This is a genomic window from Pseudomonas mandelii (assembly GCF_900106065.1).
GTDB classification, from domain to species: domain Bacteria; phylum Pseudomonadota; class Gammaproteobacteria; order Pseudomonadales; family Pseudomonadaceae; genus Aquipseudomonas; species Aquipseudomonas mandelii.
Genome location: NZ_LT629796.1, coordinates 1,524,981 through 1,537,568 on the forward strand (window position 1 = coordinate 1,524,981; position 12,588 = coordinate 1,537,568).

At 60.2% G+C, this 12,588-nt stretch carries 7 protein-coding genes; 3 read left to right on the forward strand and 4 right to left on the reverse strand.

The window, feature by feature from the left end; all coding sequences use genetic code 11:
* Nucleotides 1-52 precede the first annotated feature (52 nt).
* Nucleotides 53-1,753: an urease subunit alpha gene (gene ureC, locus BLU63_RS06955; RefSeq protein ID WP_010464104.1), complete on the forward strand. Its 1,701-nt coding sequence runs from the start codon at nt 53-55 to the stop codon at nt 1,751-1,753.
* A gap of 65 nt (nt 1,754-1,818) precedes the next feature.
* On the opposite strand, the gene BLU63_RS06960 is transcribed toward ureC, so the two are convergent.
* Nucleotides 1,819-7,104: an NEL-type E3 ubiquitin ligase domain-containing protein gene (locus BLU63_RS06960; RefSeq protein ID WP_083375162.1), complete on the reverse strand. Its 5,286-nt coding sequence runs from the start codon at nt 7,102-7,104 to the stop codon at nt 1,819-1,821.
* A 237-nt stretch (nt 7,105-7,341) separates the two neighbouring features.
* Between BLU63_RS06960 and BLU63_RS06965 the strand changes: the two genes are divergently transcribed.
* Nucleotides 7,342-8,469: a sensor histidine kinase gene (locus tag BLU63_RS06965; RefSeq protein WP_083375163.1), complete on the forward strand. Its 1,128-nt coding sequence runs from the start codon at nt 7,342-7,344 to the stop codon at nt 8,467-8,469.
* Between the two features lie 141 nt (nt 8,470-8,610).
* Here the strand turns inward: BLU63_RS06965 and BLU63_RS06970 are convergent, their stop codons facing one another.
* Together BLU63_RS06970 and BLU63_RS06975 are read right to left on the reverse strand one after the other, a co-directional pair.
* A complete protein-coding gene (locus BLU63_RS06970) occupies nt 8,611-8,916 on the reverse strand; it encodes a chaperone modulator CbpM (protein WP_077748948.1) in 306 nt (101 codons plus the stop codon).
* Nucleotides 8,917-8,939: 23 nt separating this feature from the next.
* Nucleotides 8,940-9,887 (reverse strand): DnaJ C-terminal domain-containing protein, encoded by a 948-nt coding sequence (locus BLU63_RS06975; protein WP_010464109.1) that lies wholly within the window; start codon nt 9,885-9,887, stop codon nt 8,940-8,942.
* Between the two features lie 294 nt (nt 9,888-10,181).
* Here BLU63_RS06975 and BLU63_RS06980 point away from each other — a divergent pair, with 294 nt between their 5' ends.
* The gene (locus BLU63_RS06980; RefSeq protein WP_077748947.1) at nt 10,182-11,456 is read left to right on the forward strand and encodes an Hsp70 family protein; all 1,275 of its coding nucleotides are present in this window, start codon (nt 10,182-10,184) and stop codon (nt 11,454-11,456) included.
* A 59-nt stretch (nt 11,457-11,515) separates the two neighbouring features.
* Here BLU63_RS06980 and BLU63_RS06985 read toward each other — a convergent pair whose 3' ends face one another.
* A complete protein-coding gene (locus tag BLU63_RS06985; RefSeq protein WP_010464112.1) occupies nt 11,516-12,529 on the reverse strand; it encodes an AI-2E family transporter in 1,014 nt (337 codons plus the stop codon).
* Between the last annotated feature and the right edge of the window lie 59 nt (nt 12,530-12,588).

Below are 12,588 nucleotides of genomic sequence, written 5' to 3' on the forward strand. Positions count from 1 at the left end.
AGAGTGAGCGCAGCGAACGATTTCAAATTCAATTGAATCTCAAGGCGAACGAATGAAGATTTCCCGTCAGGCCTACGCCGACATGTTCGGCCCCACCGTCGGTGACAAGGTCCGTCTGGCCGATACCGAGCTGTGGATCGAAGTGGAAAAAGACTTCACCACCTACGGCGAAGAAGTGAAATTCGGTGGCGGCAAAGTCATCCGTGATGGCCAGGGGCAGAGTCAATTACTGGCCGCCGAAGTGGTCGACACCTTGATCACCAACGCGCTGATCATCGACCACTGGGGCATCGTCAAAGCCGACGTCGGCCTCAAAGACGGCCGCATCGCCGCCATCGGCAAGGCCGGCAACCCGGACATCCAGCCGGACGTGACCATCGCGGTCGGCGCCAGCACCGAAGTCATTGCCGGTGAAGGCATGATCCTCACCGCTGGCGGCATCGACACACACATCCATTTCATCTGCCCGCAACAGATCGAAGAAGCATTGATGAGCGGCGTCACCACCATGATCGGCGGCGGCACCGGCCCGGCCACCGGCACCAACGCCACCACCTGCACGTCCGGGCCGTGGCACCTGGCGCGTATGCTCCAGGCTGCCGATGCATTCCCGATGAACATTGGCTTTACCGGCAAGGGCAACGCAAGCCTGCCGGAGCCGTTGATCGAGCAGGTCAAGGCCGGCGCCATCGGCCTCAAGCTGCACGAAGACTGGGGCACCACCCCGGCGAGCATCGACAACTGCCTGAACGTCGCCGACCAGTACGATGTGCAGGTGGCGATCCACACCGACACCCTCAACGAGTCGGGCTTTGTCGAAACCACCCTCGCCGCCTTCAAGGGTCGCACCATCCACACCTATCACACCGAAGGCGCGGGGGGCGGTCATGCCCCGGACATCATCAAGGCCTGCGGCTTTGCCAACGTGCTGCCGAGCTCGACCAACCCGACCCGGCCGTTCACCCGCAACACCATTGACGAACACCTCGACATGCTGATGGTCTGCCACCACCTGGACCCGAGCATTGCCGAAGACGTGGCCTTCGCCGAAAGCCGCATCCGCCGCGAAACCATCGCCGCCGAAGACATCCTGCATGACCTCGGCGCGTTCTCGATGATCAGCTCCGACAGCCAGGCCATGGGCCGCGTCGGTGAAGTCATCACGCGCACCTGGCAGACCGCCGACAAGATGAAAAAGCAGCGCGGCCCGCTTCCCGGGGATGGCGAAGGCAACGACAACTTCCGCGCCAAACGCTACATCGCCAAGTACACGATCAACCCGGCGATCACCCATGGCATCAGCCATGAGGTGGGCTCGGTGGAAGTGGGTAAATGGGCGGATCTGGTGCTCTGGCGTCCGGCGTTTTTTGGCGTCAAGCCGACCTTGATCCTCAAGGGCGGGGCCATTGCGGCCAGCCTGATGGGCGATGCCAATGCTTCCATTCCGACCCCGCAACCGGTGCATTACCGTCCGATGTTTGCCAGCTACGGCGGCTCGTTGCACGCCACCAGCCTGACCTTCATCAGCCAGGCAGCCCAAGAAGCAGGCCTTCCCGAGGCCTTGGGTTTGAAGAAGAAAATCGCAGTGGTCAAAGGGTGCCGCGAGGTGCAGAAAACCGACTTGATCCACAACGACTATCTGCCGACCATCGATGTCGACCCGCAGACCTATCAAGTCAAGGCTGACGGTGTCCTGCTGTGGTGCGAGCCCGCCGATGTGCTGCCGATGGCTCAGCGATATTTCCTGTTTTGATCGTTCTGTCTGCCTGACAATCCCGGCGGCCTGGCGTACCAGCCCCCCGGGAAAAACAGGTGCAATCAACTGTCCGGCTGCACGACAAAGGGCAGTTCTACCCTTTGCAGTTTTGCCCGGTCGATCGCCTGTTGGGTGAAGGTTTTGAGCAACGCCTTTTGCTCTTCATCGATCGTCTTCAACTCAGCAGCGTATTGCGCATCGGTCATGATGCGTCCCGGTGCAAAGTCGCTTTCCGGCTTGTTCAGTTCCGCGCCGAGCACCCTGAGCGCTTCCTTCAGCCGAGCCTTTTGCTCAAGGGTCAGCGTTGTGTCGTTCGCACGCTGGTCCAAGGCCATATAGAAGTCTGTCGTGGCATCGATCCGGCGCCTGAACACTTTGAAAGCCCGTCGGTTGACACCCTCGACATAGGATGACCAGAACGGCTGCTCGACAAGCAAATCACCGAGCAGCTCACCTTCCTCAAGGTCGAGCACACGCAGGTAAGCATTGTCGGTCATCGCCGAGGTGACACCCGCGATCCCTCGGAACTGCATGTTTCGAGACTGCCAGGGCAAGTCCAGCCGTTCGGCAAGATCGGTCATGAACGCCAGGTGAACTTCCACCTCATCGATCGTGCCCATCACCTCCCCCATGGCATTGACACGCCTGAACTCCTCGCCCATCGCCTCGCGTTCGGAAATGGTTTTGCGGGCAATCCTGCTCAGTTCATCCAGACGTGACTTGCCTCGCGCCAGCGTGACCAGTTCACCCTCCACCAGCGAAGGATTGGCCAACTCATAGGCTTCATGAATCAGCACCTCCAGGCCCATGGCATTGAACAGCTGCGCGCCCGCATCGACGCACGTTGTGGGCACCGTACTCATGGTGAAGAGTTTTTGCCGAAGCTCGGTATTTTTCGACATCGCCTCGAGCATGCGCCAGACCTTGGCGGTCATATCGACCCGAAACCCGAGGTCGTGCTTGAAGTGCCCCGACTCGGTGAGTTTGCGGATTTCGTTGAAAAAACCGACCGATCCGCGCTCATCCTCGACACTGTTCCAGACCGCTTGCTTCGCCACCCATTCCGGCCGTGTCATGCCCTCCTCCCAGTCGAGACTGTCACGCACACCACGGGGAGGATAAGGTCGATCGGGGTCCATGCCGATGGACTCGATGTAGTCCCTGAGCGTTTGCAGATTGGCCTCGGCCAACCACTGCGGCTCTCGGCTCAGCAAGGTGCGCGCCAGCAATTCCGCCTGAGCGGAGCCAGGGGGCACTGCCGGAATGTGGGTGATTTCGTTGCGCTGCAAATCCAGGAAAAAATGCCGGAACCGCGGTTGTGCGAACAGCCCCTGCGGCCAGGTGTGCACGCCGGTGTCCGCCAGGATCAGCGTATGCAACCTTCTCATGCCGCCAATATCCGGGACTTGCCCCAACGGATTGCCAAACAGGTCCAGGACCTCCAGTCGTGTCAGGTTGCGCAGGTCCGCGACGCCTTGTGCATCCAGGACAATACGGTTGCCTCGCATGTTGAGTTCCGTCAGCGCGCGCATGCGGCGGATGGCACCGGGAACAGCGGAGAACGCATTGCCGTTGAGGTTGAGCGAACGCAAGCGGGGAAAATGATCGAGAAAGGAACTGTGTGCGTCGGTCAATTCGGACAGGGTCAGATTGAGGCGCGTGACGTGATCGAAATTACCTTCCAGGGCAGGCATGGTGCGCAGATGACGCCCCAGCGGGATGTTTTCCAGGTCGAGCACAACGCCCTGCAGATGACCGAATGAATCCACGTGGCGCAACCCGGTGTGCTGCCAGCATTCCCTGATCTCTTTGTATAAAGCGTTTCTGGCTTGCCATTCGGCGACGCCGGCAGGCGTGAAGCTGTACGCTTCGGTCGGCGATTTCAACCAGCGTTGAAAATTGGCGTTGAGCCGATCGAATTCCGCTTCGAGTGCGCTGGCCCTCTGCTCCAGACTGAGTTCGCTGCCACTCATCTGCAGATAGGCCAAGGCTTCGGCCTCCGTCCATCCGGGGCGGACAACACGCACCCGCTCTTGCGGCGTCATGGGTTCGTTGATTCGACTTAGCCCATGAGCCACCCCGCGCATGCCGCCACGCAGGCGCATCGTGACGGGGTCATACGCCGGTTTGCGTACAGGGTTATCGCCCAGAAGCGCGCTGAACCTTTCCCGTGGCAATGGCGTTTTTTGAATGGCGGACTTGAGCGTGGCACCTTGGTTGACGTGATACCCCAGCGCGTTTCGTTCGGCATCCGGCAACGCATGCAACACCGACGCGTATAAATCATCGGCCCCGTGCAATTGCAGATCATCGGTATCGCGCGCCTGGTATTGGCCGTCCTCGCTGACCAGGATTCTGCGGTGGGTGGCGTCCGTCGGGCCGACGCTGTCGCGCAACGGGCCATCGAATGAAAACTCACGGATTTCGATCCTCACGTTTTCGGGCCAGCCGGGTAGCGCCTGCATCGAGTGCAACGCCAGCCGCTCGGTGTCCACACTGAACGCCGCGTCGAGAAAGAGCCCTTCATAAGCGCGCGCGGTTCGTATGGCCCGCAAGGCCACTCCTACCCGCTCCCTGAGTTGCAAGGGGATGCGCGACGGCTCGGTGATGTCGAGCCGGTCTTGCGGCTCGATGTCGGCGAGCAGTTCCCGGGCTACCGCAGCGGGGAGCCCATTGAACGCATCCTGAAGCACCTGCACCTGCGGGTTGTCGGTTTGCTGCAAACGGCGACTCAGCGCGTCAAACAGAGTTGCGCGGCGACTGTCTGCTCGCCCGGCCAGCAGGTTTTTCAAGGCATCGATGCGGACTTGCTCGTCCGTTGAAATGCCCTGCCCGAGCAGCGCGTGGATGTCGGCCTCGTTCGCAAACTTCACGGCACGCTCCGGCAGTTTCCCTGAACGAACCTCGGCACGACTTATCTTCAGCGTGTCGGCGGGCAGAGCATCGACGTTGCCGAATTTGATCGAGCGCCCGCTATGCCCAGGGCCGTCAAACAGCTCGATGCCTTTTTGCTCAGGCCATCCGGGCCATTCAACCAGCAAGCGGGGCACCTGCTCGACGAATGCTTGCGGAACCTCGTTGAGCCTTATCTGCCCGGGCAGTTTTTGCACTTCGGCCCAGGCCTGGAAGCGTTCGATCGTGTCGGTCAGCAACGCGGGCGGCGGTTCGCTGACCACATGCAAGCGACGCAATTCGTCCTCCTCCATGCCGCTGACGAGACGAATATGCTCCAGGGTGTTATCAGAAAAGTCCTCAACCGTCGGGCCCAGGCGCCGCATGAGGGTGGTTTTGTCCCACTCGATGGGACGGTCGAGTTCGGTTTTCCACGCGCCGCCACCGTTGTGCTCCAGTGTCGGCTGATAAGCCTGTGGCCGGGCCGGATGTTGCAAGCGTGGCTGGCCGGTGCGTGAATCGCTGATCACTTCGAAGTGTTGGTTTTCATGCTTGAGGAAGTCCTTTTCGCTGTGCCGATACAGACCCTGCTCGCTTGGCTTCGCCTCGGCGGGCAACACCATGTCATGGGCGTAGGGTGAAAGGTCCGGCTTCCAGAGGCGCGTCTGGCCGTTGGCCAGATCAACCTTTTTCAACCGGTTGATAAACGCCGATGGTTTGACCGACGCCGCCGCACCGGCCGGCAAGACATGCCCGGCGCCCATAATGGCCAACTGCGCGAAATTGATCATGACGCCGGTGAGATGGGACGCCGCGTCTTCCTTGTCGCCCTTGCTCCAGTCTTCGAAGCCTTCCAGGGTTTCCAGGACCATCTGCCCGACCATGGCGGCCAGCATCGCTTCGCCCAGGCCGGGCACCAGCATGGCGCCGAAATTGAACACGTTCCAGCCGATGTTCAGATAGCTGATCAGCCGGTTCCAACGGGTGGTGGCGTCTTCATCGCCGGTCGGCACAGCGATGTGCCGCGCATCGGCAATCGCTTTCTCCCTGCGCCAAAGACTTGTTTGCGCCCAGAGATCGCCCGAAATGATATGGGTGACAGGCTCTGCGTTGGCATTTTCAACGGCGCTCTCCCGCCACCACGGCCCCATGTCCAGCGGCTCGCGCTGTTTCCAGGTGAAGGTCGAGAGGCGCTCGCGAACCCGGGCAAAAAACTTGCCCTGGTCTTTTTGCGCGACAAAACGGCTGAAAAACTGTTGATAACCCGGCGAGCGCAACTGGCTCGTCAGCGCCTTCATGAAGTCAGTGAAGGACTCGTATTCCTTGAAGGGGTGGTCGGGATCATCGGGGACATACGCAATCAGCGTCCCCTCCAGACGACTTTGTTGATAAGCATCGTCCCGTTGCAACATGGCCTCAACGAGACCGCTGGGGCCATTGGCGAAAAACGCCTGGAGCAACTTGAACTGATCAAACTCCTGCCCCGGGAGCAGTGTCAGACGTCGCGACCATTCCAGCATCGTTCGTTGATGCTGTGGAATCAGCGCGTCGTAAACCCGTTTGATTTTTGAAGGGTCCGCCACTGCACTGAACAACACAATGCCGGACAGCCTGAACCCCATGATCGCCAGCCGGTGGCATTGCAGGGGCCGACGGCCCATCAAAATGCCTTGTTCGTTGTCACGAATCTGCCGGAGTTTCCCGTAGCCATAGGACGTGATGTCTTTTTTCAGATACGCGATCAGCGCCGATTCGTGAAACGCGGCTTTTTCACTGGCCGTGCATTGATTCACGACGTTCGCTCTGGCCGTCACCTCTTCGGGCATCAGCAATGCCTTGATGTGACGCTGATAGTGCGCACCGATATCGAGCGTGCGGCACAGGGCGGCAAATCTTTCGACCGTCAGCGTATGCCGCTGAAGTTCGTTTTCGTCGTCCCTGATGAAGATGCCCGAGCCATCGCGAAACGCGCCCTCCTGCGTTTCGGGGGCCTCGAAATTGTGCAGGGCCGCTTCCAGCAATGATGATTGCCTGAGCCGACTGGCATGGGTATCGATGCCAATGGCCAGATTGGCGGGGACGTACAGCCGAATCAGCGTCGCGTTGACGTCCAGCTCCAGGCTCAAATGCTCTTTCAATGCCTGGACCAGCAAGGGCTCGGCGAAGGCAAGAATGTCCTGCTGTACATTCTTCAGCGCCTCGTCCAATGGCCCCTGAAGGCGCCAGCGCTCGTCGATCAACTCCTTGAGGTACTGGCGATCAATGGCGCTTGAATTCAAATACCACTCAGGAAACTCCGGTTTCGAATGGGCAAAGGCAACCAGGCGTGAGGCGGGCGCGTCTTTGACCGGCGCGGGCAGTTTGCCCAGCAGATAATCACGATACACATTGTTATTCACTTCTCTTGCCTGCCCGGCAATGGCTGGCCGACCCGGGCGGTCCGAACGTTCACTCATTTCGCAAATCCTTATGCGACGAATTGAACCACCAGATTATTGGCTGGCGACGAAAACAAAAGCTCAAAAAACAACGCCAAAATCACGAATACATCAACGTCGCATTCGATTTAAGAATCTAAAAAACAGGCAATTACCACCCGAACCCCGTGCAAAAGTGCTCCCCCGCGTAATGGTAGTTTTTAGCGGACAGCAAAGGGGCTAAGATGCGCCAGAATTCCCATCAGGAAACCGGACATGCGCCTACCCGATTTCATCAGGCAACACGTAGACCGTATCGTCGATGAATGGGAGCAGTTCGCCAGCACCATTACTCCGGCGGCCGAGCACATGGACAAGGTCGCCCTGCGCGATCACGCCAAGGTCATTTTGCTGGCCGCCGCGCGTGACATGACCACCGCGCAAACCTCCAGCGAACAGATGGCCAAGGCCAAGGGCGAAGGCCCGGAAAAAACCCCGAGCCTGGACGAGGCCGGTGCCAGTCATGGCGAACTGCGGCATACCGTGGGGTTTGATCTGGTACAGATGACATCGGAATTCCGTCATTTGCGTGCCTGCGTCATCCGTTTGTGGGTCGACAGCCTGGCGTCTCCGGACATTGCCTATTTCCAGGACATGATCCGTTTCAACGAAGCCATTGACGAAGCACTCGCCGAATCCACCGCGGCCTACGCCGAGCAGGTCAATCGTTCGCGGGATATCTTTCTGGCGATCCTGGGGCATGACCTGCGGGCACCCTTGCAAGCGGTGAGCATGTCCACCGAATTACTGCTGCGCAAAGCCAAGCTTGAAGGCGATGCGCTGACCTGCGCGGTCAACATCAAGCACGGCGCGCGGCACATGGCGGCGATGGTCGGCGATTTGCTGGAGCTGGTGCGCAGTCGCCTGGGTAAAAGCCTGCCGATCGAACGGGCCCCCATGGACCTGGCCGATGCCGCCCATGCGGCGATTGCCGAAGCCTGCGCCGGTAACCCCGAGTGCGATCCGACGGTCCACGTAAAGGGTGACACCCGAGGCGCCTGGGATGCCGGACGAGTGAGTCAACTGTTGCAGAACCTGATCGGCAACGCCTTGCAGCATGGGTTGAACAAGCGTGACGTGACGGTGACCCTGACGGGCGAGCCGGACACGGTTCGCCTCACGGTGCATAACTATGGCGCTCCGATCCCCGAGGAAGCGATCGGCACGATTTTCGATCCGCTGGTGCGCAGCGCTGACGAGCAGCTCGGCCAACCCTCCACCAGCCTTGGTTTGGGGTTGTTTATCGTCAAGGAAGTGGTCGATGCACACGGCGGGACGATCGAGGTCAGTTCCAGCGAAGCGGAAGGCACGCTGTTTACCGTGGTGTTGCCGCGCAAGGTTTAATACCACGGACCGCGTCATCGTTCATCGCCAGCAGGCTCGCTCCCACTGTTGACCGTATTCCTTCTGGAAGAACCCGATCCAATGTGGGAGCGAGCCTGCTCGCGAAGGGGCCGTGTCAAACGACACAAAACCAGCAGAACACTACTCGACGACCAACCGCCCCAACCGCTGCTTGAGCATGCGATTCTCCGCCCGCAGCTGCTGGACCTCTTCAAGCAGGTCCAGCGCCAGGGCGACGCCTTCCCACTCCAGCTCCAGATCGCGCCGCAGCTTGGCGGCGCGCTTGGCCAGAGCCAGCTCGTAATCGTTGAAAACCCAATCCTTGGGCTGCTTGCCCTGAGGTTCGAGGATGCCGTGCTCGACGATTTCGATCACGTAGACGTCCGACAGCTCGGTCGCCTCACAGAATTCTGCCATGTCCAGTTGAACGATCAGGGGGTTGCTCATGATGGGCTACTCCGTCTCTTGGATCAGAAATTTTCTCTCGGGTCGAAAGCGGCTTTTTTCGCCAGTTCTTCCCACAGCGCCTTGACCTCGTCGCTCGAAGTCTTGGGCATCACGGCCTTCAATTGCACGAACAGGTAGCCACGCTCGCCCGCCTTGTTCAGCAGACCGTGCCCCTTGGCGCGCATGCGCTGGCCGTTCTGGCTGCCGGCCGGGACCTTGAGGTTGATCTTGCCGGTCAGTGTAGGCACGGCGACTTCGGTACCCAGCGCCAACTCCCAGGGCGCCAGCGGCAAGGTAATGATCAGGTTCTCGCCTTCAACGTCGAATTTTGGGTGCGGCGCAAAGCGAATGATCAGGAACAGATCGCCGTTGGCCCCGCCACCGATGCCCGGCGCCCCTTGGCCCTTGAGGCGGATGCGCTCGCCGTCGGTCACACCGGCCGGGATTTTCACGTTCAGGCTTTTGCTGGTGTTGCTGACGTGCTGGCCGGCCGCGTTGTACTGCGGCACCTGGAAGGAGACCTTCTTCGACTCGTTCGACAGGCTTTCTTCCAGAAAAATCGGTAGTTCCATTTCCACGTCTTGCCCTCGGCGCCCGGCACTGCGGCCCGACTGTCCACCACCAAAACCCGGACCACGGTTGCCGAAGATCGAACTGAAGAAGTCCGAAAAATCGCCCGTGTCCTGACCACCGCCGAACCCACCGCCGCCACGGCCCTGCCAACCCGGCGGCCCCTGGAACGGTTGGCCGTGCTGGCCGTATTTGCGCAAGTCGTCATATTCGGCGCGCTTGTCGGCACTTTTCAGCGCTTCATAAGCTTCCGAGGCGTCCTTGAACTTGGCCTCGGCGTCCTTTTCCTTGCTGACATCGGGGTGGTATTTGCGCGCCAGTTTCCGATAAGCCGCCTTGATCGTCTTATCGTCCGCGGTCGGTTCCACACCGAGAATCTTGTAATAGTCTTTGAAGTCCATCTAAGGATCACCATCCGTTATCGATATCGCGCCGTCACCGTAGTCTGCGCGTATTTCCAGGCGCCGGGTTGACCGATCTCAAGTTTGTGACCGGGTAGCGCGTCAGAAGTTTATCGGCAGCAGTGGGCGGTTCTTGCGACCGTCCGATGGCTGCCAGGCTCAATGCAGACAAGTTTGGGGCATCCGGCCATCTTATCAAGGCGCCATTGGTGTATTTAGCGGATAGTCGGCCTTCGAATCTGCGCCGCACTGACATACACTGCGCGGCCGTTTTTTAACCGGAACCTGAAAGTCATGAAAAACGCATCTCCAGCCCGTGCCTGTGGTATCGACTTCGGCACGTCCAACTCCACCGTCGGCTGGCTGCGCCCCGGCATGGAAACGCTGATCGCGCTGGAGGACGACAAGATCACCCTGCCGTCGGTGGTGTTCTTCAACATGGAAGAACGCCGCCCGGTGTACGGTCGGCTGGCGCTGCACGAGTACCTGGAAGGCTACGAAGGCCGGCTGATGCGCTCGCTCAAGAGCCTGCTGGGCTCCAAGCTGATCAAGCACGACACCAGCGTCCTCGGCACGGCGATGCCGTTCAAGGACCTGCTCGGGCTGTTTATCGGCCAGTTGAAGAAGCGCGCCGAGACGGCCGCCGGTCGGGAATTCGAGGAAGTGGTGCTGGGCCGCCCGGTGTTCTTCGTCGATGACGACGAAATGGCCGACCAAGAAGCCGAGAACACCCTGGTGGACGTGGCGCGCGCCATCGGCTTCAAGGATGTGTCGTTCCAGTACGAACCGATTGCGGCGGCATTCGACTACGAGTCGACCATCGAAAAGGAAGAGCTGGTGCTGATCGTCGACATCGGCGGTGGTACCTCCGACTTCTCGCTGGTGCGCCTGTCCCCGGAGCGCCGCACCCACGACAACCGTCACGACGACATCCTCGCCACCGGCGGCGTGCACATCGGCGGGACCGACTTCGACAAGCAGTTGAGCCTGCAAGGCCTGATGCCGTTGTTCGGCTACGGCAGCCGCATGAAGAGCGGCGCCTACATGCCCACCAGCCACCACATGAACCTGGCGACCTGGCACACCATCAACTCGGTGTACTCGCAGAAGTCGACCCTGGCCCTGGGCAGCATGCGCTACGACATCGAAGACACCGGCGGTATCGATCGCCTGTTCAAGCTGATCGACCAGCGCGCCGGACACTGGCTGGCCATGGAAGTAGAAGAAACCAAGATCCAGCTGACCCACGCCGACAGCCGCCATGTGCCGCTGGACCGCATCGAGCCGGGCTTGAGCGTTGAGCTGAGTCGCGCACTGTTCGAGTCGGCCATCGACAACCTGCTGGAGCGCGTGCGCAACAGCGTGACCCAACTGCTGAACGACGCCAACGTGCGGGTCGATCAGGTCGACACGGTGTTCTTCACGGGCGGTTCGAGCGGCATTCCGGCGCTGCGCCAAAGCGTGTCGGCGATGTTGCCGAATGCGCGGCATGTGGAAGGGAACATCTTCGGCAGCATCGGCAGCGGGTTGGCGATCGAGGCGATGAAGCGTTACGGCACGATGGACTGATTCGCAACCCGAGGAAGTGATCGTTCCCACCACAGAGCGTGGGAACGATCATGGGGTGGTTACACCATTCCCACCTGCTTCAACTCGCTCTTCAGGTACGCGTAATAAATCGGCCCCGCCACCACCCCCGGCAGGCCGAACGCGGCCTCGAACACCAGCATTGCCAGCAGCAACTCCCACGACTTGGCACTGATCTGCCCGCCGACAATGCGCGCGTTGAGGAAGTATTCGAGCTTGTGGATAAAAATCAGATAACCCAGCGCCGCCATGGCGACCCAGATCGACAGCGACAAGCCGACGATGGTGATCAGCGTGTTCGACATCAGGTTGCCGATCACCGGTAACAGACCGAGCAGGAAGGTCAGCACGATCAGGGTTTTGGTCAGCGGCAGCTGGACGCCGAACATCGGCAGGATCACCGCCAGGAAGATCCCGGTGAAGAAGGTGTTGAGCAGGGAAATCTTGATCTGGGCGAAGACGATGTTGCGAAACGCCTGGACCAGCAGGTGCAGGCGGTCGAACAACGCGGCAGCCAGCGGCTTACGCTTGGTCACGTCCGGTATGCGCTGCAAGGCGATGATCGCCCCGAGCACCATGCCGATCAGCAGCGTCACAAACATGTGCGCCGCGTCCTTGCCGACCAGTTGCAAGTCGCTCAGGTGCTTGCTCATCCACTCGCCGATGGCCACGCGAAACTCCGCGGCACTGGCCGGAAGATAGGCGTCGATGAACGGCGGCAGCTGCCCGCGCGCGCGGTCAACCACGTGCATGAATTTGTCGAGCGATGCGCCCGGGTTTTCCGCCTCGTGCAGCAAAAAGCTGATGGCGCCGGCAAAAATCAGGGTCAACACGCTGACCACTAACGTCCCCAGCAACGCCACCGCCAGCCAGCGCGCGCGTCGACCTTCGATCAGCCGCTGCAACTGCGGGGTGAGCATGTTGACCAGTTCGAACACCAGCAACCCGGCCAGCAGGCTAGGCAGCAGTCGCAGCGGGATCACCAGCAGCAAACCACCAAAGATGATGACCCAACTGATCAGCAGCAAAACGTGGCGTTGAGAAAACGTTGGCATACAGCCTCAAAACGAACGACGTAAAAGGATTGGCAGTCTGCCAGCGTTCGCAGGCCAGC